The organism is Chryseosolibacter histidinae, assembly GCF_018598225.1.
Classification (GTDB): domain Bacteria; phylum Bacteroidota; class Bacteroidia; order Cytophagales; family Cyclobacteriaceae; genus Chryseosolibacter; species Chryseosolibacter histidini.
The window spans coordinates 33,384-55,670 of the sequence record NZ_JAHESF010000024.1; the positions used below are offsets into that span (position 1 = coordinate 33,384).

18 protein-coding genes and 1 tRNA gene are annotated in these 22,287 nt (G+C 46.5%); 8 read left to right on the top strand and 11 right to left on the bottom strand.

Annotation, left to right across the window (positions count from 1 at the left end; all coding sequences use genetic code 11):
- Window positions 1-31: 31 nt before the first annotated feature.
- The 4 genes from KK083_RS20700 to KK083_RS20715 form a co-directional block, all read right to left on the bottom strand.
- The gene (locus KK083_RS20700; RefSeq protein WP_254167193.1) at window positions 32-1,519 is read right to left on the bottom strand and encodes a TolC family protein; all 1,488 of its coding nucleotides are present in this window, start codon (window positions 1,517-1,519) and stop codon (window positions 32-34) included.
- 2 nt (window positions 1,520-1,521) lie between these two features.
- Complete coding sequence (locus KK083_RS20705; RefSeq protein ID WP_254167195.1) at window positions 1,522-2,160, bottom strand: TetR/AcrR family transcriptional regulator; 639 nt, start codon at window positions 2,158-2,160, stop codon at window positions 1,522-1,524.
- 126 nt (window positions 2,161-2,286) lie between these two features.
- On the bottom strand, window positions 2,287-2,637 hold the full coding sequence (locus KK083_RS20710; protein WP_254167197.1) for a hypothetical protein: 351 nt from the start codon (window positions 2,635-2,637) through the stop codon (window positions 2,287-2,289).
- A 27-nt stretch (window positions 2,638-2,664) separates the two neighbouring features.
- Window positions 2,665-3,219 carry an RNA polymerase sigma factor gene (locus KK083_RS20715; protein ID WP_254167199.1) on the bottom strand — a complete coding sequence of 185 codons (555 nt, stop codon included), beginning with the start codon at window positions 3,217-3,219 and terminating at the stop codon, window positions 2,665-2,667.
- 104 nt (window positions 3,220-3,323) lie between these two features.
- On the opposite strand from KK083_RS20715, the gene KK083_RS20720 reads away from it, so the two are divergent.
- The 7 genes from KK083_RS20720 to pth all read left to right on the top strand — a co-directional run bounded on the left by KK083_RS20720 (window position 3,324) and on the right by pth (window position 11,081).
- Window positions 3,324-4,121: an alpha/beta fold hydrolase gene (locus KK083_RS20720; protein ID WP_254167201.1), complete on the top strand. Its 798-nt coding sequence runs from the start codon at window positions 3,324-3,326 to the stop codon at window positions 4,119-4,121.
- A gap of 63 nt (window positions 4,122-4,184) precedes the next feature.
- Complete coding sequence (gene purL, locus KK083_RS20725; RefSeq protein ID WP_254167203.1) at window positions 4,185-7,874, top strand: phosphoribosylformylglycinamidine synthase; 3,690 nt, start codon at window positions 4,185-4,187, stop codon at window positions 7,872-7,874.
- Window positions 7,875-7,972: 98 nt separating this feature from the next.
- Window positions 7,973-8,554, top strand: a complete 582-nt coding sequence (locus KK083_RS20730) for a DUF4136 domain-containing protein (RefSeq protein ID WP_254167205.1) — start codon at window positions 7,973-7,975, stop codon at window positions 8,552-8,554.
- A 100-nt stretch (window positions 8,555-8,654) separates the two neighbouring features.
- Window positions 8,655-8,727 (top strand) — tRNA-Gln (locus KK083_RS20735).
- A 78-nt stretch (window positions 8,728-8,805) separates the two neighbouring features.
- On the top strand, window positions 8,806-9,735 hold the full coding sequence (locus KK083_RS20740) for a ribose-phosphate pyrophosphokinase (protein WP_254167208.1): 930 nt from the start codon (window positions 8,806-8,808) through the stop codon (window positions 9,733-9,735).
- A gap of 27 nt (window positions 9,736-9,762) precedes the next feature.
- On the top strand, window positions 9,763-10,452 hold the full coding sequence (locus tag KK083_RS20745) for a 50S ribosomal protein L25/general stress protein Ctc (RefSeq protein ID WP_254167210.1): 690 nt from the start codon (window positions 9,763-9,765) through the stop codon (window positions 10,450-10,452).
- A 68-nt stretch (window positions 10,453-10,520) separates the two neighbouring features.
- Complete coding sequence (pth, locus tag KK083_RS20750; RefSeq protein ID WP_254167212.1) at window positions 10,521-11,081, top strand: aminoacyl-tRNA hydrolase; 561 nt, start codon at window positions 10,521-10,523, stop codon at window positions 11,079-11,081.
- Window positions 11,082-11,208: 127 nt separating this feature from the next.
- On the opposite strand, the gene metG is transcribed toward pth, so the two are convergent.
- A complete protein-coding gene (gene metG / locus KK083_RS20755) occupies window positions 11,209-13,302 on the bottom strand; it encodes a methionine--tRNA ligase (protein WP_254167214.1) in 2,094 nt (697 codons plus the stop codon).
- Between the two features lie 110 nt (window positions 13,303-13,412).
- A complete protein-coding gene (locus KK083_RS20760; protein WP_254167215.1) occupies window positions 13,413-15,518 on the bottom strand; it encodes a tetratricopeptide repeat protein in 2,106 nt (701 codons plus the stop codon).
- A gap of 104 nt (window positions 15,519-15,622) precedes the next feature.
- Between KK083_RS20760 and KK083_RS20765 the strand changes: the two genes are divergently transcribed.
- Window positions 15,623-15,766: a hypothetical protein gene (locus tag KK083_RS20765; protein ID WP_254167216.1), complete on the top strand. Its 144-nt coding sequence runs from the start codon at window positions 15,623-15,625 to the stop codon at window positions 15,764-15,766.
- 1,048 nt (window positions 15,767-16,814) lie between these two features.
- On the opposite strand, the gene KK083_RS20770 is transcribed toward KK083_RS20765, so the two are convergent.
- The 5 genes from KK083_RS20770 to KK083_RS20790 form a co-directional block, all read right to left on the bottom strand.
- A complete protein-coding gene (locus tag KK083_RS20770) occupies window positions 16,815-17,183 on the bottom strand; it encodes a hypothetical protein (RefSeq protein WP_254167217.1) in 369 nt (122 codons plus the stop codon).
- Window positions 17,184-17,296: 113 nt separating this feature from the next.
- The gene (locus KK083_RS20775) at window positions 17,297-17,917 is read right to left on the bottom strand and encodes a hypothetical protein (protein WP_254167218.1); all 621 of its coding nucleotides are present in this window, start codon (window positions 17,915-17,917) and stop codon (window positions 17,297-17,299) included.
- Between the two features lie 64 nt (window positions 17,918-17,981).
- Entirely contained in the window at window positions 17,982-18,881 is a 900-nt protein-coding gene (locus KK083_RS20780) for a tetratricopeptide repeat protein (RefSeq protein ID WP_254167219.1), read from the bottom strand.
- A gap of 68 nt (window positions 18,882-18,949) precedes the next feature.
- A complete protein-coding gene (locus tag KK083_RS20785) occupies window positions 18,950-20,521 on the bottom strand; it encodes a tetratricopeptide repeat protein (protein WP_254167221.1) in 1,572 nt (523 codons plus the stop codon).
- Window positions 20,522-20,569: 48 nt separating this feature from the next.
- Complete coding sequence (locus tag KK083_RS20790; protein ID WP_254167222.1) at window positions 20,570-22,168, bottom strand: tetratricopeptide repeat protein; 1,599 nt, start codon at window positions 22,166-22,168, stop codon at window positions 20,570-20,572.
- Between the last annotated feature and the right edge of the window lie 119 nt (window positions 22,169-22,287).

Consider the following 22,287-nt stretch of genomic DNA (forward strand, 5'->3'; position numbering starts at 1 on the left):
GTATAAGGATTTTATGGCGGTCATAAGAGTTTTATTTATTTTCCTGGGGGGTTGGGCTTAATTTTCCGTAAGCTTTCTCGAGGTCAACCCTGGCAACCACGGCATCATACAGAGCAGAGTAGTAGTTGATCTGCGCTTCTTTCAGGGCGCTTTCTGCATCGATCACTTCAATGTTAGAACCTACCCCCTGCTCATATTTGATCTTGGTTACGCGGGCTACGTTCTCAGCCAGCTTTTTGTTCTCATCCTGTGATTTCAGGGTGGTAACGGCGTTGATATAGTTGGTGGCGGCCTGTTGCACCTCCAGGTCGATGGCAGATTTCAGGTTCGTAAAATTATTCTCTACCTTCTGAAGGGCCAGTTTTGCCTGCTGCACCCTGTAGTTCCGTTGCAAACCACTGAAGATGGGCACATTCAAAGAAACACCGAACGAAACAGCAGGATACCATTTGTCGGGACCAGTGACACCATTGTCCTTTATGTTTGTATTGGTTTTAAACACGCCACTGATGTTGGGCGACTGTGTTGAATACCCCAGGTTTGCAAAAGCTGAAAGGCTGGGAAGGGAGGTTGAATATTTGTTTTTGAGGTCAAGCTCAAGAAGCCTCTGGTTGGTTTCAAGAATGCTGTAGTCAATCCGTTCCTTATAATCCCAATTGGCGCTGTAGGTGCTCAGCACATCTTCGCTTACATTGAGCGAGGCAATATCTCCTGTCACCGCTATCGGCTGGTCCATCGGATAGGTCATCTGGAACTTTAACAATTCATACCCAAGCTCTTGCAGCTTGTAGAACTTGTCGCGCTCAGCCCGCAGGTTGTTCAAGGTCACCTTGATGCGGTCAACATCGATGCTCTCTGCAAAGCCATTTGTATTCATGGCCGAAGTGGTCTTCAGCAATGATTCAACCCTTTCAATGTTATTGTCAAAGAGCTGCATGCGGTCTTTGTTGATCAGCACAGCATAATAGGCCTTGATCACTTTCTCAATGGTTTGCTCCTTTGTCTGCTGTGTTGTTTTTACAGAGAGCTCGCGGTATGTGCTGGCTGCCCTCAAGCCCACCAGGTACGAGCTGTTGAAAAGCAGCTGGTTGATAGCAAGGTTTGCGTTACCGGAAGAAGGCAACTGAAAAAAGTTCCTTGAAGCAACAACACCATCATCCGGCACGCCTGGCATAAAATTAGCATAGTCCGTTTCGCCCGAGAACCCGAATGCTGTTTGCTTTGTTGCAAAGAACCGTGGAAGTTTGGAGTTGTGCTGCACGGTAACACTACCATCGATCTGCGGAAGGCCTATGCCCCGTGTTTCTTTCACGCGTGCATCGGCTATTTGCTCATCAATGACCGCATTCTTAACATTAGCAGAGTTATCCAACGCGTACTGGATACACTGTTCAAGTGTAAAAGCCTGCCCGGTCTGGCTTTGCTGCGCGGCCTGGCTCTGCCCTGTTTCAGTCTGCTGAGCTTTTATCAGCACCGGCGAGACCATCGTTGCTAAAATAATCAGGTAAATCCGTCTCATGTCTATAGTATAGTTGAAGGTTGGTGATGGTTTACTTCTTTATATTTCTGGTAAAGTTTTCTTCCCTTATCGGTTACAACACCGTACACGAAGTGATCGAAGATCTGCATCTGCACTTCTGTGAGGCGGAACTGCTCGCGCGGGAAGATCTCTTCATCAAAAGCGAGCTGCACCAGCTCGAGCCGCATGGAAGCGATCACTTCGGGGTCTATCTCGGGCCTGAAGTACCCTTCTTCAATTCCCTGCTTCAGGTTTCGCACCACTGAGCACCGGATGAACTTGTTCTTGTGGTTCACCCACTCTGCCCACGCCCGCGGATGGTACTTCTGAAGATCGAACAGCAGCGACGGGTTCAGGTCCTGCATGTTGCGTTTCAGACACACCGAAAGTTTGGCCAGCTCATCGATGGCATTCTTGGCCGTTTCCATCACCCGCTCAAACTCTTTCGCATTCTTTTCCAAATGCGCCTTGCAGGCCATGGTCACAATGTCTTCCTTATCAGCGAAGTGCTGATATAAAGTCTTTTTGGATACTGACAAATGCCGGGCTATGTCATCCATCGAAATACTCCTGACCCCGTATTTCTTGAAAAGCTCTTCGGCCCCTTTCAGTATCTTTTCCTTGACGTCTGTTTCTTCCATAAGGGCTGCAAAACTATGGAAACTTTTAACATTTCAAAAGTTTCCAACGTTTCCCTTAACGTGTTCCTCAGGCTCAGGTTGGGCTTTTTCACGATTATTTACGTTATTTTTTTGTGAAGCGGTGCCTCAAAGGTTTGAAGTGTCTGATTTCCCCGCTGAAGTGTCAGGGCCTTTGTAGCACCATTTTTCCCGCATTCTGGCCTTGAATCGCTCCCTGTCTTCAGGGGTCATGCTGGAGAGCTTTTCGTAGTAACGCTGTTTCCAGCGCATGCCCGCATGCCCCCCTTTGCCACCAAAACCGCTGAACAGGATCTTGCTCAGCAATAATAAGCCGAGTGCCTGCCAAAAATTGATAGCCGGTCCGTTGAAAAGCGGCGGGACGAGATAGTTCCATAAGAACATGGTGACCCATCCGAACAACATCACAAACAGGATGCACATCACCGTCCATTTCAATATCAGCAATCCCTTGTTCATAAAACGAATATCTTAATTATTTGAAGTTTACAGTTCCTCATAGAGCTTTTGCAATCTTTTTCTCAGGGCAAGAATTGCGTAACGCTTCCGGGAGAGCAGCGTATTGATGGATACACCTGTTTCTTCCGAGATCTCGCGAAAACCTCTTTCCTCGATCTCGTTCTGAATGAAGATGTCGCGCTGTTCTGCGGGAAGCTCGTCCAGCGCCTCCATGATCGCATCCCAGATCATTTCCCTCAGGTAAGTGTCTTCCGGGGTGTTGCCCAGGTCTGGCAATATCTCCTGGAGTGTAATGGGAGCCTCTTCCTCTTTTCCGGCCTGCAAACCAAAATCGGCACGCTTGGGCCTGGCGGACTCTCTGCGGTAACGGTCTATGATCTTGTTCCGTGCAACGGAAAACAACCACGAAGTGACCCGGTCAAGCGATTCGATCGTATTAAAACCTGCCACAAACTGATAGAACACATCCTGAAGGATATCCTCCGCCTCTTCCGTAGACGACACACGATTGCGGATGAAGCTCAGCAACCTGTCTTTCTCCCTTAGGAATGTCTGCTCTTTTATTTGCATGGCCACTTCCATTTGCCCGCGCTCTTGTTTTATACTCCCAGAGACGGCGCCTTTTCGATATTATTTTATTAAACCTGAAATTTTACGTAAAGTTGATCAGGCGACGTTGAAAAAACATGGTCCGCGAGAAGTTTATCCATTATAACAACAGCAGCCTGCATTATGCCAAAGCCGGTAATGGAGACCAGCACATGCTTGTTTTTCATGGTTTTGGGCAGGATATGAGTGTTTTTGATTTTTTTACCCAGTCATTGGCCCGCCACTATACTTTTTATGTGTTCGACCTGTATTTCCACGGCAAAAGTACCTGGAGTAACGGCGAGCGAACCCTCGAAAAAACGCAGTGGCAGGAGGTGATCCGGCTGTTCCTTACCGAAAACAAGATCGATCGTTTTCAACTGGCGGGATTCAGCCTCGGCGGCAAATTTGTGCTGGCAACCCTGGAAGCCTTCCCGGAAAAGGTCGACAAGGTATTTCTCATCGCCCCGGATGGCATCAAAACAAGCTTCTGGTACAGCCTGGCCACCTATCCGCTCATGCTCAGAAGCCTCTTCCGCAGCATGATCATCCACCCCGAAAGGTTTCTGGGCCTGGCCAGGTTCCTGAACAAAACCGGCCTGATGGACAAGGGCCTCATCCGGTTTGCGGAGTACCAGATGAATACCACCGAGAAGCGCAACCGGGTCTATTATTCGTGGGTGGTGTTCCGGCACCTGACGTTCAACACCAAACGCATCGCCCGCCTTATCAATGAGCACCAGATCAAATTTTCACTCATTGTTGGTAAATACGATAAGGTGATCACTCCCCAGAACATGACCCGCCTCACCCGCAGGCTCAACCACTACCGGCTCGAGATACTCGAAAGCGGCCACAGCGGACTGATCAACCAGAGTCTTCCGTTCTTCTTTTGAAGAAAATCCTTCATGTCCCGCAAAATGCTTGTATTTTTGCAGCTCAATTAGGTAAACCCATCCATGATTTTATTCTTTCGTTCGAAAGCCAACAAAATTTATGCTGTTGGCTCAGTACAGCCTTTGCAAAAATCTGACAATGAGAAGCTTATATGGTTATTAGGCGGTGCTGAACCCCTCGCTGAAAAAACTTTGAGCGGCTATTTCGTTGGCCCCCGGAAGGAGATGATCACCCCCTGGAGCACCAATGCCGTGGAAATAACCCAAACCATGGGCATCCGGGGCATTCAGCGCATAGAAGAATTTGACGTGGTGACCGATGCCAACGCCCGGCACGATAAAATGCTGCAGGTGGTGTACAAAACACTCGACCAGGATATTTTTACCATCCATCACACGCCGGAGCCTATTCTCGAGATAGACAACATTGCCGCCTACAATGAAAAGCAGGGCCTCGCCCTCAGCGGCGAAGAGATCAGCTACCTGGAGAACGTGAGCAAAGAGCTGGGAAGAAAATTGACCGACAGCGAAGTGTTCGGCTTTTCACAAGTGAATTCCGAGCACTGCCGCCACAAGATCTTCAACGGCACATTCATCATCAACGGAAAAGAAAAACCGTTCACCCTTTTCCAGCTGATCAAAAAGACATCGAAAGAACATCCTAACCAGCTGGTATCGGCCTACAAAGACAATGTGGCCTTCATCAAAGGGCCCGTCATTGAGCAGTTTGCACCGGTAAGGCAAGACATTGCCGACTATTTCAAGGTACAAGAGATCGATTCTGTGATCTCCATCAAGGCCGAGACCCATAATTTTCCCACCACGGTTGAGCCTTTCAACGGAGCCGCCACCGGGTCGGGCGGAGAGATCCGCGACAGGCTGGCGGGTGGTAAAGGTGCTTTGCCCCTGGCGGGAACCGCTGTGTACATGACCTCGTACCCGCGCCTGGAAGATGGCCGCAAGTGGGAGAAAAAATTCGAAGCGCGGCCATGGCTCTACCAAACTCCCGAAGAGATCCTGATCAAAGCTTCTGATGGCGCCTCCGATTTTGGCAACAAGTTCGGGCAGCCCCTCATCTGCGGAAGCGTGCTCACGTTTGAACATTTTGAAAATGACAAGCAGTACGGCTTCGATAAAGTGATCATGCTGGCGGGAGGCATCGGTTATGGAAAAGCGAATGATAGTCAGAAAGGCCACCTGCAGCCCGGAGACAAGATCGTGTTGCTGGGCGGTGACAACTACCGCATCGGCATGGGTGGTGGCGCAGTATCATCGGTAGCTACCGGCGAATACGGCAATGCCATTGAGCTCAACGCCATTCAGCGCTCCAACCCTGAAATGCAGAAACGTGTGATGAATGCCATCCGTGCCATGGTGGAAACAGATCAGAACCTGATCATCACCATCCACGATCACGGCGCCGGCGGCCACCTCAACTGCCTCTCTGAGCTGCTGGAAGAAACAGGCGGAAAGATCGATCTCGACAAACTTCCTGTAGGCGACCCTACCCTTTCAGATAAAGAGATCATCAGCAACGAATCGCAGGAGCGCATGGGCCTGGGCATCGCAGCAAAAGATGTAGACACCCTGAAAAAGATCTCCGAGCGCGAACGTGCTCCCTTCTACGTGATCGGTGAAGCTACGGGCAGCCAAACGCTGGAGTTCGTAAGGAACGGCAACGTGCGTAAACCTGTAGACCTCAAAGTAAATCATCTCTTCGGCTCTTCGCCCAAGACCATTATCAGCGATACCGCGCAGCCTTCGTCTTACAAGCCCGTGCAGTATGACCCGGCCCGCATCAGCGAATACCTGGAGCAGGTGCTTCAGCTCGAAGCGGTGGCCTGCAAAGACTGGCTTACCAATAAAGTAGACCGTTCTGTAACGGGCCGTGTTGCCACGCAGCAAACCTGCGGCCCTGTTCAGTTACCATTGAACAACGTGGGCGTGATGGCGCTGGATTTCCTTGGCAAAAAAGGTATTGCCACAGCCATCGGTCATGCGCCTGGTGCTGCCCTGATCGATCCGGTGGCCGGCAGCAAGCTTGCCATCGCCGAAGCCCTGACCAACGTTGTGTGGGCACCGCTTAGCCACGGCCTGAAAGGTGTTTCACTGAGCGCCAACTGGATGTGGCCTTCTAAAAACAAAGGTGAAGACGCAAGGTTATACGATGCCGTAGAAGCCGTGAGCGATTTCGCCATCAAGCTCGGCATCAACATCCCTACCGGCAAAGATTCGCTTTCGATGACCCAGAAATACCGCGACGGCAAAGTTGTTTACGCACCCGGAACGGTGATCATCTCGGCGGCAGGTGAAGTGGAAGACATCACCAAAACCATTTCGCCGGCGCTGCAACCTGTAAAGGGCTCGAAGCTGATCTACATCGATCTGTCGCGCGATGAATTCAAGCTCGGTGGCAGCAGCTTCGCCCAGGTGCTGAACCTGCTGGGCAACGAAGCACCTACCATAAAAGATGAAGCTTACTTCGCAAAAGCTTTTGGCGCACTGCAGCAACTGATCAAACAAGGCAACATTCTGGCAGGCCACGATATCTCTGAAGGCGGTCTGGTCACTGTGTTGCTCGAAATGTGCTTCTCAGTGCCAGGCATCGGTTTAAATGTGAGCATCAAGGATCTTGGCAACGACAGTGTGAAGGCCCTGTTCAGCGAAAACCCGGGCGTGGTGATCCAGGTGGCATCAGAAAGCGCCGTGGCTTCCGTTCTTGGCAATGCACAGGTGAGCTATAAAGTGATTGGTGAGCTTACACACGAACGCACGGTGAAAGTTACTTCACACAATGGAGACATGACCTTTGATGTGGATGCCCTGCGCGATACGTGGTTCAAAACTTCTTATTTGCTCGATAGCAAACAGCGCCCGCACGAGTATGCCCTGGCACGTTATAACAACTACAAGAAGCAGGTGCTGGAGTATAATTTCCAGCCGCGTTTCGATGGACGGTTTCAAACGTATAACATCGATCCCAGGAGAAGGAAGCCTACTGGCATCAAGGCGGCCATCATCCGCGAGAAAGGTGTGAACGGTGACCGCGAGATGGCCTTTGCGCTTTACCTCGCCGGCTTCGATGTGAAAGACGTGCACATGACAGACCTGGTATCGGGCCGTGAAGATCTCTCTGATCTGAACATGATCGTGTTTGTGGGCGGATTTTCTAATTCAGATGTGTTGGGCTCCGCCAAAGGATGGGCGGGTGCGTTCCTGTACAATCCGAAAGCCAAAGAAGCGCTCGATAAATTCTATCAGCGCCAGGACACGCTCACGCTGGGTGTTTGCAATGGATGCCAGCTGATGATGGAACTGGGGCTGTTATATCCCGAATGGAAAGATCACCCCAGAATGCACCACAATGCTTCGGGAAGATTTGAATCTATTTTCGTGAACCTCACCATACCTGAAAACGATACGGTAATGTTCAAGTCGCTCGCCGGCGCAAATCTGGGCGCCTGGGTGGCACACGGCGAAGGACGTTTCAGTCTGCCTGAAGATCAATCGAGGTACCGCATCGCGGCCCAGTATTTTTATAAGCAATATCCAGGAACACCGGGCGGCGCAGATTTTTCAGTGGCAGCCTTATCATCGAAGGATGGACGGCACCTGGCCATTATGCCACACATTGAAAGATCGCTTTTTCCCTGGAATTGGGGTTATTACCCAGTCAACAGAAAAAGTGATGAGATCTCTCCGTGGATGGAAGCATTTGTCAATGCCCGCGACTGGATCAAAGCACGGTTATAAACTGTGAAGCACATGTGACGTAAAAGGTTTCGATCCGGTTATTGTTCTGATGAAGTATTTAGTCTATATTCAACTTCACGATCAATGCTTGCTGGTATATGAAGAAACTCTCCGCTCCTTTCTTGTTGCTGCTCACGGTGATGATTATGGCTTCCTGCCTGGGTTATAAGGAACTTCCCGTAGAATATGATTACAGCTATAAAGGCAATTTCAAAAAATACAGGACCTTCGACATTATGAAGCCGGCCGGCGTGGCCGACTCCACCATGATGAACGATGTGATCGAGCGATCGATCATTGCCCGCATGAAGTTTCTGGGATACAGGCAGGCTTCTAACAAGCCGCACCTCATCATCGGCTTTAAAATGTTCAACGACAGCCTCAAATTCAACGGTTATAACCAGCCCGACATCGAAGAGTGGGTGCGTAACCAGAAAGAGGATATGAACTACGATCCGCAGAAGTTCAACCTGCGAACCGGAACGTTGCTGATACAGTTCTACGACCGCCGCCAGAACAGGTCTATCTGGCAGGGATATGCCACCACCATGTACGGTTCAATCGATTTCAATAACAACCGCCACCTGAAGAATGCGGTGATCTCTATACTGGATAAATACCGCTTCTGGGCAGAAGGCTTCCTGGAAGGTGGTAATCTGGCCCAGGAAAAAGACCTCTAAAAAAAACCGGAGGCTATTATCTTTTTTTAAAAATAATTCTACCTTTGCAGACCCAAAATCAAGGGTTTCTGTACAGATTTAACGATTTCTACAGGAATATTGTCCGATGGTGTAACTGGCAACACGCCTGATTTTGATTCAGGAAAGTCCAGGTTCGAGCCCTGGTCGGACAACTTATCCCGGTTCAACCCGGTTCTGATACTGTCGGAAAGGGAAGGCCGGGATTAGTTTTTTTTAATCGAACTGAACCCATGGCAGTAAAACTCTTCAGTGGCAGGGCCACACAGTATCTGGCTGAAAAGATTGCCAATGCTTACGGCGAGCCCCTGGGCACTGTAAATTACCAACAATTCAGCGACGGTGAGATGTCTCCTTTTATCGCAGAATCAGTGCGGGGCCATGATGTTTTCATCATCCAGTCTACCTTTGCCCCTTCTGATAACCTGATGGAGCTGCTGCTGATGGTAGACGCCGCAAAACGTGCCAGTTCGGCCAACGTCAACGTTATTATCCCCTACTTCGGTTACGCCCGCCAGGACAGGAAAGACAAACCCAGGGTTGCCATTGCCGCTAAAATGATCGCCAACCTGCTCTCTGCAGCCGGTGCCGACAGAATTATGGCCTGCGACCTGCATGCTGACCAGATCCAGGGCTTTTTCGATATCCCGGTAGACCACCTCGATGGCTCGTACATCTTTGTGCCTTACCTGAAATCGCTCAAGCTAAACGACATCATGTTTGCCACGCCTGACGTTGGCGGCATAAAAAGAGCCCGCAACTTTGCCAAGTTCTTCAATGCTGAGCTGGCCGTGTGCGATAAGCACCGGAAAGAAGCCAACAAGATCGAATCCATGCGCCTGATCGGTGAGGTGGAAGGCAAAGACGTGATATTGGTAGATGACCTGGTAGACACCGCGGGCACTATCTGCAAGGCGGCAGGCCTGTTGAAAGAAAATGGCGCCAAGTCTGTGCGGGCAGTGTGTACACATGCTGTGCTGTCGGGCAAGGCCTACGAGAACATTGAAGCTTCGGCGCTGGAAGAGATTGTGGTATCGGATACCATTCCGTTGAGAAAGGAATCGCCGAAGATCAAGGTGCTGACCGTGTCTGATCTTTTTGCAAAAGCTATCCGCAAGATCCACGACAACGAATCGATCAGCTCGCTGTTCATTAAACTGTAATTACGTTAAACTAAATTTTATATACTTATGAAAACTGTTGAGATTATAGGGTATAGAAGAGCAAATCTCGGCAAGACTGATTCTCAGAAACTGAGAGATGAAGGCTTGGTACCCTGTGTACTGTACGGTGGAAATGAACAGATCCATTTCTACTCACCCATGATCCTTTTCCGCGAGCTGGTGTACACCAACGAAGCACACTTTGTGCTGGTGAACATTGAAGGCGAAGAAGCCAAAGCCATCCTGCAGGAGGTACAATTCCACCCTGTGAGCGAGGTGATCCTTCACGCTGATTTTCTGAGAATATCAGACGAAAGAAAAGTGAAGATGAGCATTCCTACCCGGTTGGTAGGCCAGGCTCCTGGTGTGGCAAAAGGTGGCACCCTGGTTCGTAAAAGGGCTGCCCTGAAAGTGTACGGCTTCCCCAAAGATATGCCTGACCACATCGATGTGAATGTTTCTGAGCTGGATTTTCACCACGCCATCAAAGTTGGCGATATGAAAATGCAGGGCATCGATTTCCTCGACCCGAAACAAGCCACTATCGCTGCCGTTGAAATTCCCCGTGCTGCTAAAATGGCTGCCGAAGACGCTGCTGCTGCCGCTGCTGCCCCTGCTGAAGGTGCTGCTGCTGCTCCTGCCGCTGGTGCCGCTCCCGCTGCTGGTGGCGATGCCAAGAAGACTGAAGCGCCTAAGAAAGACGCCGGTAAAAAATAATCCGGAACCGATATTTGTCAGAAGATCCCGCCCCGCAAAGGCGGGATTTTTTGTTTATTTGAGATTGTATGAAATATCTGATAGCAGGTTTGGGCAACATTGGCCCCGAGTATGAGCTTACCCGGCATAACATAGGCTTTCTGGTGGCAGATCAGCTCGCAGACGAGCACCAGGCCAGCTTCAAAACAGAACGCCTGGCAGACAGGGCCGAGTTCAGGTTCAAAGGCAAAACCGTGCACCTGATCAAGCCCAACACCTACATGAACCTGAGCGGCAAAGCGGTAGCCTATTGGATGAACGACCTGAAGATACCCAAAGAAAATGTGCTGGTGATAGTTGACGAGATTGCCCTACCCTTCGGCAGCCTGCGCATGCGCACCAAAGGCAGCGCGGCGGGGCACAACGGCCTGAAGAACATTGAGCTTACCCTGGGTGGGCAGGATTACAGCCGGCTGCGCTTCGGCATTGGCAGCGACTACAGCAAAGGCCAGCAGGTAGATTTTGTGCTCAGCAACTTTACCCAGGAAGAATTTGAAAAGCTTCCGGCCATCATCAAAAAAGCAAACGAGATGGTGATCAGCTTCTGCACCATTGGCCCCGAGCGCACCATGAGCCTTTTTAATGATTGAAATAGACTTGAGATGTGAGTCCCCGATAGCTATCGGGATGAGACGTGAGACCCGGTAGTTAAGTTATCAGGATGAGACAGCTCCGATCTCCACGATTCAATGCAGAGATCGGAAACTGAAAATATTACTAGCTAACGGTAGCCCCAGGGTTCACGTCAGTGTTGGGCTGGATGAGCCTGAGCTTGCCGTCTGCGTCTTCGGCCATCAGTATCATGCCCTGGCTTTCTATGCCCATCATTTTGCGGGGCGCCAGGTTGGCAATGAACGTAACCTGCTTGCCTACCATCTCTTCGGCCGTGTAGTGCTTGGCAATGCCACTCAGGATGGTGCGCTTATCTACGCCGCTGTCTACCAGAAGCTTCAGAAGCTTGTCTGACTTCTCCATCTTTTCTGCGGCCAGCACCTTGCCAACGCGGATATCGAGTTTTGCAAAATCGTCAAAAACAATTTCGGGCTTCAGGGGTTTCACGGCATTCTCCTGCATGGCGGCAGCGGGTTTGTTCTCTTTTTTCTTTAAACGTTCTACTTGTTTTTCAATCTCGGTGTCTTCAACATTCCTGAACAACAGCTCAGCGGGGTTCAGCTGATGATGTTGGGGCACGGTGTGGATCAATTCTTCTTTGGTCCAGAATTCCTTCCACTTGTTTTCAACGGCGGCGGCATTGAGCTGCCTGCGGATGCTCACGGCGGCACCGGGCAGAAAAGGCTCGCAGGCCATGCTGATGTTGCCTACCACGGTTAAAGCATAGTTGAGTATAGCCCCAACGGCCTCCATATCTTCTTTTGCAAGCTTCCAGGGCTCGGTGTCGGCCAGAAATTTATTACCGATGCGGGCCAGGTTCATCATCTGGAACTGCGCCTCGCGGAACTTGAAATCTTTCAGGGCGCCGATCATCTCTTTCACGGTCTTGTTCAGGTCTGTATGCGCCTGCGTGTAGGAGGCCAATATCTTCTTGCGTTTATCAGTGGTGCCGGGCAGCTCATGCTCAGAAGGAACCTTGCCATCAAAATACTTCCAGGTGAGCACCATCACACGGTTCACAAAGTTGCCGAGAATGGCCACCAGCTCACTGTTCACCTTCTGCTGGTAATCTTTCCAGGTAAAGTCTGAGTCTTTGGTCTCGGGCGAAATGGAGTTGAGCACATAGCGCAGCTCGTCTTTGCGCGTGGGCAGGTCTTCGAGGTATTCATGAAGCCATACGGCATGGTTGCGCGATGTAGAAAGCTTTTCGCCTTCAAGGTTCAGAAACTCGTTGGCCGGCACATTATCGGGCAGTATGAAACTTCCCTCGGCCTTGAGCATAGAGGGGAAGATGATGCAATGGAACACGATGTTATCCTTGCCAATAAAATGGATAAGGCGTGTTTCAGGATCTTTCCAGTACTTCTCCCAGTCGTTGGGCTTCAGCTCTTTGGTGGCCGAGATATAGCCTATGGGCGCATCAAACCACACATAGAGCACCTTGCCTTTGGCGTCGGGCAACGGCACGGGTATGCCCCACTCCAGGTCACGCGTAATGGAGCGCGGCTGCAGCCCCTGGTCTATCCACGATTTGCATTGGCCGTATACGTTTATCTTCCAATCGTCTTTATGGCCTTCTATGAGCCAGTCTTTAAGCCACGTTTCAAACTTATCGAGCGGAAAGTACCAGTGCTTGGTAGGCCGCAGCACCGGCGCCTGGCCTGACACGGTTGAGCGCGGGTTGATAAGCTGTTTGGGGCTCAGGCTGGTGCCACACTTCTCGCACTGGTCGCCATAGGCATTGGGATGGCCGCAGTTGGGGCAGGTGCCCACAATGTAACGGTCGGCCAAAAAGATCTTCTCCTGCTCGTCGTAATACTGGTCTGAGGTATCTTCTATAAACAGCCCCTGGTCATAGATCTTCTTGAAGAAGTCTTGCGCCGTTTTATAGTGTATTTCGTTGGAGGTGCGTGAGTAGATATCGAACGAGATGCCAAAATCAGTGAAGGCCTTTTTCATCAGGTTGTGGTACTTATCTACAAACTCGCGGGGCGTGAGTCCCTCCTTTTTGGCGCCGATGGTAATGGCCACGCCGTGCTCGTCAGAGCCACAAACAAAAGCCACATCTTCTCCCCGCAGGCGCAGAAAGCGCACATAGGTATCGGCCGGCAAGTATGCCCCGGCAATGTGGCCAATGTGCAACGGGCCGTTGGCATAAGGCAAAGCAGCCGTAACCGTATATCGTTTAAACTTTTTCATGATAGCAAACCTGTAAGCGCATCAGGTATTTACCTGATAACCATTAATTGTGAAAAAAAATCCTGCGGCAAAGATGATAATAGTAAAGCACCTAAAAAAATGTGATTTTTTCAGGCCATGACCCTGATGGGTGCAAGGGGAATGGTAACAAAAAACTCGGTGTGTCCTTCAGGCGTTGTTTTGAGGTGCACATTGCCTCCCAGCTTTTCTGTAGCTGTTTTGGTGATGTACAGGCCTATACCCCCGGTCTCTGACCGCTCAGAGGCGCGTGAGAACATTTGGAAGATCTTATCGGGGTGAACTTCGCTGATGCCGATGCCATTGTCAATCACTTTGATGGTAATGTACTGGTCGCGTTCCGTTATGGTGATATCGACAAAAGGCTCTATGCGGTTGGAGTCGTTATAAAACTTGATGGCGTTATCGATGAGGTTTTCAAGGATGATGCGCACAAACTCTTTGTCTGAATAAAACTCGATGGAGTCGTCTATATGTTTTTTGATCTTGAGCCTGGGGGGCAGGCCCTTCTTCTTTTCGAGCATGAGCACATCGTTTACTATGCCCACAAAATCTATCTTTTCAAAACCCAGCGCCGAGTTGTTGATCTGGTTTACAATGAGCAGGCGTGTGAGTATGGTGTTGAGCTTTTCGGCGGTGATGTCTAGCTTCTTCAGGTAGTTCAAAGCCAGGGCATCTTTCACATCCATGAGGGCCACATTGCACATGCCCTTGAGGCTTGCCAATGGTCCCCTTATATCGTGCGAGGTTTTGTAAATAAAGTTATCGAGCTCTTCGTTTACGCGCAGCAGCGATTCGTTGGCTTTTTCAAGCTCGGTGTTTTTTTCTTTAAGCTCTTTATCGAGGTTGTAGTTTGAGCTGAGCAGCTGGCGGTTTTGGTCTTCAATAATGGCTTTGGCATCTGACAGTGCCTGGTTCACTTTTTTCTTTACGCGGTTGCTGCGGTAGAGCACAAAGATGAGCAGGCTGGCAAGGATGGCTATGATGATGATGGCAAAGTTGAGGGAGCGCTGGCGTTGGATTTGCTCTTCTTTATCTGCAATTATTTTTTTATTCTCCCGTTCCGCAAAATCAGTTTGGATTTTAGCTAGCCTGTCAATTAACGCGCCGCTTATAACGCTATCTTTTAATGCTATGTATTTCTTTTGATAGTAGGATGCTTTCTCAAACTCTTTAGTATGATTATAAACATCTGCAAACTCTCTATATGACGAAATTAACAATTCGTTGTAACCATTTTTAAGTGCTATTTGCTCGCACCGGCTGAGCACGAGTAGTGCAGAATCTCGATTTGATTCATCAGAATATATTTGACCTAAATACATCAGGTTCTCAGCTTCAAATCTTTTATTACCGGATTTTTGAGAAATAGAATGAGATTTCTTAAAATAGATTTTGGCCTTACTGAAATTGCCCAAGAAGTAATTCGAAACTCCAAGGCCGAACTCACCCTCGATGACTGTTTGATTATTACAGTTATCACCGCAGACTTTAAATCCTTCCGTAAAGTAACGTTGTGCCTCCGTAAAGTTCTTCAGCTGATTATAACACAATCCAATATTAATGTAAAGCCTGTCAAGATCGTACTCATCATTTATTTCTTTTTTAAGGACCAAAGAACGCTGGTAATACTCAAGGGCAGTCTTATAGTTCTTCAATTTAAAGTACACAAATCCAATATTATTGAGCGATATACTTATCTCTGATTTATTACCATCCATCTCACGGAGAGTTAGCGATTGAAAATGTATCTCAAGCGCTTTATCATATTCTGCTAGTACAGTGTGTGCTAATGCGAGGTTATTTAATATGATCTTGTATTCACTTCTAAAATCATTTCTTTTGGCAATTGACAAGCATTCTAATAGAACTTCAATAGCCTCTTTAGATCGATCTTGCTTATTTAAAAATTGGCCAGTGATTCTCTGCGCTCGAACAATTTTTGCACTGTCGCCAAATTTAAGGGCTACTTCTGAAGCTCGCTGGATAATTCGAAACGCCTTGTCATTTTCTTTGCCTGCATACTGAATGAAAAGATCAACTAGCGGTTCGAAAGTTTCAAGACCCGATTTAGACTGAATAACTTTTTCAAGAGAGTCAATTTTAGATTGTTGGGCATAACTAACCGTCTCGATAGCCAAAAGTGTGGCCAGTATTATTGGGAGTCTTTTTAGATTATAAAAAATTTTTTCGTACACGAGTAATCTAGGATGGTTAATGCCTCAAAAGATTCACAAAAACACACGGATCTTTGAACCACAATTTAGCAACAAAATTAACTGAAACCTAAAACCACAAAGTCATGAAAAAATTAATTTACACCACTTTACTCCTACTAGCTACGATCCTTTCGGTGACTTCTTGTACAGAAGAAACTGTTACTCCAACTATAGAGACTGACAATGGTGGCGGTAGCGGAAGCACTGATCCTTATAAAATTAAATGATCAAACACCAATTGCCGAAGTCCTAACTTAAACTTCCAACCTATTGAACAAATAACGTCCTTCAAAACCAATACTTAAACATCGAGCTTTATGAAAACCAGAATAATTGTATTTCTTGGCATCTCAGCGATAGCAACATTGTCTTTTACATTCGTATCGGTTACGAAAGAAGAAAAAGCCAAAGTTTCGGAGACTACGTCGGTAGTCCAAAGCCATAATAATGAGCCAATTGGCGGCTTTTTGTCTGAGGACAAATTTTAAACTGGAACTAAAGGCGTATTTAGAACACTATCAGTTCGAATAAACTTCCTTGAATTGGAATTGGCTTTCCTGAAGACAAGCTCTAAGGTAGTCAGATTAGACCGAGTTCACCTTAATCGATGAAAAGTCTTCTGCCCCATTTTGGAAGAGAGGGGATTCTAATCGTCCTCAGGGGATTGTCCAGCCTCCAAGGAGGGCGCCAGATAAAACTGTTTCATTTGCCAATCTTAATCGGATTTTTAGGGTCTAAACATTAAGCTTCATTTTATAACACAGCATAAGTCATGTAATTTGGCACTTAAAGTATTACTTTAATAGTAGTTTTTTACTATTCCCGCCATAAACCTTACATTGGAAGAACAGCATTTTTACCAAATTTTATTTTGTTTTTACGCTAAAAATCATAAAAAAACGGGAAAAAGCTGCAAGAGGTGCAGTAAGTTGACATCATTGAATTTTAAAGACTTTTGGGCGTTTGGTGGCGGTTACTTTCACATTCTATTACAAAAGAGACATTGACTTCAACAGGGCATTCGGCTCTAATTGCACTATATCTGGCAGGTCTAGTTTTTCTACGGCGTCAGTCAATTTGCTCGAGATAGCGTTTACTTTTTTGACGTATAATTTCGCATCGGCATCCTCAATATCTTTTAAGCCAGTCTCGCATAGCCCCTTTATTGTTGCAATTGATTTTTTAAGATCTCTAGCCGTTCGTTGAATCGACGGGTCACGCTCACGAAACGATGTGAGCAATTCACTCGTTCTCGTCTTTAACGTTCTTGTGCGATCACAAACTTTTCGTCCATGCCTTATTAATTGTCTTGCTTTTTCTGTTACTACGCGCAAGCAGCACTGCAATGGCGATCAGGCGGAGAGAAAATAGACCGGCGAAAATGTTCATGAGATTTTGCCTGCTGATAACTTCTTGATTTAAGATCAATATCTGTTCTTGCGCAGCAAGCTTCGTTGTATTCTCACGCTCCAGGTATGTTGACTCGATCTTCATCAGGCTGTTGGCAACCCGATCGTTGTAAATGCTATCCTTCAACGCAATGTACGTTTGCTGATACTCAGCCCAGTTTTGCCAGTTATTCTTCAGATCATAGAACTCCACGAACAACGCATAAACCTTGATCAGCTCCAGATTAAGCGCCACAGATTCATTGATCAACGCCGTGGCCTTATGCAGGTAACGTTCCGCTTCGTCCAGACGGCTCTGTTGAACTATCGGATAAATGATTTTCCTAATTATTATGAATGCATTCGTTTTTACTTTCGGATATGCGCATTTACAATCTGGTCCTTTATATGAAAAAGTGACTGTAAGCCTGTAGCCATATGGTGCGAAGTTTTCTCCAACTGGTGCATGTACTGACGTGCAGTTGGGTCTGAAACATCTTTAAGTCCTATCACGCACAATCCCTGCATGGTAGACAATGCTTCCTTCACGTCTGACACAGCGCGATCGATTAGCATATTACGACTAGAAAGAGCTGTTATTAAAACATCCCGGCTTAATTCAAGCTCGGCGGTGCGCGATTTTACCTTCGCATCAAGAATGATGTTAGCGCGCTTCTTCCGCGTATAATTTCTCCACAGCACGATACTGAATGCTACCACTATCAATACCAGGGTACTGGCTACTATGTTTAAGATTTGCTGACCGTTGATGATCTCTTCCTTCAATCGAAGTACTTGCTCTTGCGCAGCAATCTTGGCCCTGTTCTCCCGCTCCTGGTAGTCGGCCTCTATCTTCATCAGGTTGATGGTGAGCTCTTCATTATAAACGCTGTCTTTCAAGGCAATGTACTTCTGTTGATAAAATGACGCTCGTTCATGGTTTTTAACCTTGTTGTACATCTGAAAGAACCGTGAGTATATTTTGATCATTTCGAGGTTATAGGGCTCACCTCCTTCTATCAGCGCCTCAGCTTTGCTCAGATAAAAAGAAGCATCACTGACACGGTTTTTGCATAAGATACATTTGTGACAGATAGTCTACATTATCAAACTGGAACCGACCATAATCATTCTTTTCCGCGAGATGGTAAGACTTTAAAAAATGATGTTCAGCGTTTCCATACTCCCTTAGCCCGAAGTAAATAACGCCCATTGCAAACTCTGCACATACAAATTCATACGCAGAAGAATTGTTGTCATTGACCTTAAGTCCTTTTAGAACGTTCTCTTTTGCATCAGCGTAATTACCAAGATAGGCATCGCAAAGGCCAAGATTAATAAAGGCCGCGCCGAGGTCGTAGTTGTCATTTATCTTTCTCTTTAGAGCGATGGCTTCCACAAAAAATCCCTTCGCTTTCCTATAATCCTTCAGTTTATAATAGACCAGTCCAATGTTATTCAAAGCCATCGACTCTCCGCCGGCATTGTGGCTATTTCGATTACCTTCAAGGTATTGAAAAAAAAGCGGCAAGGCTTTATCATATTCAGCTGTAAATGTATAGCACAAAGCCAGGCCATTGAGAATAAAAAGATGAGGAAGTGATTTCTTATATTTCATGCTCAATGGCAATATCCTCTCATAAATCCTTATAGCGGAATCAACTTCACCATTGCTCCTTAGTCCAGCGGCCGCAATTCTCCCATTTTGAACGATCATCAAACTATCATTCAAGTTCCTTGCAATCTCATATCCTTCGAGGGCAGTAATTACTGCAGGAATATTTTGGTCAATGAGATTATATTGACGTCCTAAATGATAAAGAACGTTGGCCTTGTCAATGCCTTCTCTTTTCGGAACGAGTAATTTTAATGAATCGATTTTGCGATTTTGACATCTGGTATTGAAAGAAATCAAAATTAGGAAAAGGATAATTCCCGTTGTCTTAAAAGTCATGCTCGCAGTGTTTATACTCTGGATACTTTTTTATGGTATACCTTTACGCGGAGGGCCTTACGGCAGGATCATGAACGCCCAACAGCAACATCGCTAAACGCGTTTTGGAAACGTTGCACTTCCGACTCCAGGTGGTCAGACAACATATTCACCTGGACCATGTATTGCCTCGCATTTGGATCGCCGAGATCGTGCACGCCAGTTGTACATAGCCCCTTGATAGACGCCAGCGAACTTCTCATGTTATACGATGCTCTTTCAACAAGTATTTTATTTTCCCGATGTGCATGAAGTAATGCTTCTTGCTTTTGTTCTAACTGCCTTGTTCTGTCCCTAACCCTTTCATCGAGAATTTTGTTTATTGCCTTTTTCCGACGGTTACTTCTGATCAGCAAGACGGCCAACAACGCCAACATCACTGTCATGCAACACGCAAAAACAATCAACAATTGTTGTCGGTTGATCACCGCTTCTTTTAGGTGAAGAATTTGCGCTTGTGATGCTATCTTTGCGTTATTTTCGCGTTCCAGATATTCCGTCTCCACCTTCATTAGCTTATTTGTAAGTTCCTCGCTGTAAACACTATCTTTCACCTGAATATATTTCTGTTGATAAAATGTGGCCTTTTTATAGTCGCCAGTTCTGCTATAGAGTTCGATGAACCGAGAATATATTTTGATTACTTCAAGATTATAAGGCGCGCCTGCATTAATAAGCACTTCAGCCGTGCGTAAATATTGTGCAGCATCTTTGATGCGATTCTGGTGAAGATAAATCTGTGTGAGATAATCAATGTTATCAAACTGATATCGTATGTTATGTGTTTTCTTCGACATAGCATACGATCGCAAAAAATAAGTTTCGGCGTCGCCATATTGTTTCAACCCAAATGAAACTACTCCAAGGGCAAAGTCAGCACTTTCTATTACGTAATCCTTACAGTGGTCTCCGCAGACTTTAATGCCCTGAAGAATATTTGATCGAGCGGGAATGAAATCGCCAAGATATGCATAGCAGAGGCCAAGGTTAATGTAAGCAATGTCTAAATCGTATTTATCGTTTAGTTTCTTTTTTAAAGCTATCGTTTCTTCAAAAAGTGCTCTGCCTTTCTTATAATTCTTCAGCTTGTAATAAACAATACCTATATTATTTAATGTTATCGCTATCCCTCCTTCATCATTTCTGATTTTTTCCTGCTCAAGCTCTTGAAAGAAAAATCGCAATGCTTTGTCATATTCCGCCTTGAAATTATATGCCAGGCCCATGCCACTCAAAATATTAACATACTCAAACGAGTTTTTCAACTTTTGGCTCATTGGGAGTATCTTTTGATATAGAACCATTGCTGAGTCAACCTTTCCCAGGTATCTCAATGCACTGGCTGTAGCTCTTCCTGTCTTAACGATCCTTAAACTATCGTTCAGGTTTATCGCAATTTTATATCCTTCTAAACCAGAACACGCCGCAGCCGAGTCCTGGTCAGAACGTATATATTGACGAGCCAATTCAAACAACACATCAGCTCTTTCAGCGCCATTTTTTTGTTTAAGCAGAGATCTTAATGAATCGATCTTCTGTCCATTCACACCGAATAAAATAATTATGGAAAATACTGTGGTTAGAATGATTTTTAAATTCATATTTAAAAGAGTCTTTAGCAATACGTTGCATTGGAGTAATTAAACCTCTTAGGGTTTATTCACGCCATATGAGCCACCAACACCTTCCTGAAAATACCGAAGGCCCAGTGCCAACTGATCAGACATCATAATCACACCGTCGATACAGCGCTTCGTGGATGCCGGGTCATCAATTTCCAGCAATCCTACTTCGCACAATCCTTTAATAGAAGCCAGCGTTTTTCTCAATTGACCTGATGTCTTTTCAATAGACATGTTCCTCTCGTTCAAAGTCCCTATCAGCATCTCATGATTTTCTTCCAATTGCTTTGTTCGTTCCTTCACCCTTTCATCGAGAATCACATTGATAACTTGTTTCCGCCGGTTACTTTTGAAAAGAATTATTGCCAGCGATACAGCCATGGCCGCCACAACACCGATAAGAATATTGAGCAGGATCTGTCGTCTAATCGCAGCATCTTTCAGTCCCAGTACCTCATCCTGAGCAGCTATCCGTGCCTGATTTTGTTTTTCCAAGTGCTCCGCTTCTAACTTCATCAGGTTCGTAGTCAATTCATCATTGTAAATACTGTCTTTCAACTGGTTGTATTTCTTCTGATAACGTAGCGCTTCTTTCAAATCACCTTTACTATCATAGACTTGCGAGAAACGCTTGTATACCTTGATCATTTCAAGATTGAATGGTTCGCCTTGTGCAATCAGCTTTTCGGCAGCTTTTAAATAGACAGTCGCCTTACCAAGGTCTTTGCGTAAAATATATATCTCAGCCAGGTAGTTAATATTATCGAGTTGATATCGGGCATTTCCAAGCTGCCCCGCCAGGTGGTAGGATCGCAAAAAAAAGATTTCCGCTGCGCGCAGTTTCTTCTGAAGGAAATAAACCATACCCAGGCTGAAGAAAGCATCCACCTTTGCGTCCTCTTTACATTGCCTATGCCGGCAATAGGCCAGCGTACTATCAGCAAATCGCCTCGCGGCTAAAAGACTGTTCATTTGGGCATGACAAAGGCTTATGTTAGCCAAAAGCGTCTCGCGTTCAAAGTCATCATTTAACTTTTTTCGCAGCTGCAACGCCTGCTTAAAATAAGACAATCCCCTGGCATAATCGTTAAGCTTATAATACAATACCCCAATGTTATTGAGCGTAGTAGCCATTGCATCCTCATCTCTGTCTTGCTGACGAAGCGTTAACGCCTGAAAATTCAAATCAAGCGCCCTGTCGTATTTCGCGTAATATGTGTTTATAACTGCAAGACTGTTCAATATTGCAGAATGATCGGTTCTTAGGCTGTGTCTTTTGGCAACCGGTAGAATCTCTGTTAAAACCTTATCCGCTTCTCTATACATTAACAACCTATTCAACAATTGTCCGACGATCCGCGAAGATTGAACTATTTTAGCTGTATCGGCAGCCTGAAAAGCCAATTCCCTCGCTTCTCTGGCTAGTTCAAGCGCAACAGCGTTGTTATTCACAGCTCCGTGCAGACGTACAAGGCTGATCAATGGATCGTATTTAGAAATGCCTGAGCCCTTTTGAATCAGGGACTGCAGCGAGTCGATCTTTTGCTGCTGAGGATAGACGCATAATGGCATGAAAGCACAGACTATCATCCACAGATACCTGCTGGGAATGTGTAACAATTTCATAAGGACTAATAATTTACAAATTGTATTTTCAGGATCTTAACGTTTTGCAGAAGAAAAAATGTAAACGATACCGAAACTGATAACATTTGTATTTCAAATGATCATAACTTTGAAAAGTT

Coding starts and splice junctions, on each gene's coding strand:
- KK083_RS20700 (WP_254167193.1), bottom strand. CDS start 1,519: ATGAGACGGATTTACCTGATTATTTTAGCAACGATGGTCTCGCCGGTG.
- KK083_RS20705 (WP_254167195.1), bottom strand. CDS start 2,160: ATGGAAGAAACAGACGTCAAGGAAAAGATACTGAAAGGGGCCGAAGAG.
- KK083_RS20710 (WP_254167197.1), bottom strand. CDS start 2,637: ATGAACAAGGGATTGCTGATATTGAAATGGACGGTGATGTGCATCCTG.
- KK083_RS20715 (WP_254167199.1), bottom strand. CDS start 3,219: ATGGAAGTGGCCATGCAAATAAAAGAGCAGACATTCCTAAGGGAGAAA.
- KK083_RS20720 (WP_254167201.1), top strand. CDS start 3,324: ATGGTCCGCGAGAAGTTTATCCATTATAACAACAGCAGCCTGCATTAT.
- purL (WP_254167203.1), top strand. CDS start 4,185: ATGATTTTATTCTTTCGTTCGAAAGCCAACAAAATTTATGCTGTTGGC.
- KK083_RS20730 (WP_254167205.1), top strand. CDS start 7,973: ATGAAGAAACTCTCCGCTCCTTTCTTGTTGCTGCTCACGGTGATGATT.
- KK083_RS20740 (WP_254167208.1), top strand. CDS start 8,806: ATGGCAGTAAAACTCTTCAGTGGCAGGGCCACACAGTATCTGGCTGAA.
- KK083_RS20745 (WP_254167210.1), top strand. CDS start 9,763: ATGAAAACTGTTGAGATTATAGGGTATAGAAGAGCAAATCTCGGCAAG.
- pth (WP_254167212.1), top strand. CDS start 10,521: ATGAAATATCTGATAGCAGGTTTGGGCAACATTGGCCCCGAGTATGAG.
- metG (WP_254167214.1), bottom strand. CDS start 13,302: ATGAAAAAGTTTAAACGATATACGGTTACGGCTGCTTTGCCTTATGCC.
- KK083_RS20765 (WP_254167216.1), top strand. CDS start 15,623: ATGAAAAAATTAATTTACACCACTTTACTCCTACTAGCTACGATCCTT.
- KK083_RS20775 (WP_254167218.1), bottom strand. CDS start 17,917: ATGATCAAAATATACTCACGGTTCTTTCAGATGTACAACAAGGTTAAA.
- KK083_RS20780 (WP_254167219.1), bottom strand. CDS start 18,881: ATGACTTTTAAGACAACGGGAATTATCCTTTTCCTAATTTTGATTTCT.
- KK083_RS20785 (WP_254167221.1), bottom strand. CDS start 20,521: ATGAATTTAAAAATCATTCTAACCACAGTATTTTCCATAATTATTTTA.
- KK083_RS20790 (WP_254167222.1), bottom strand. CDS start 22,168: ATGAAATTGTTACACATTCCCAGCAGGTATCTGTGGATGATAGTCTGT.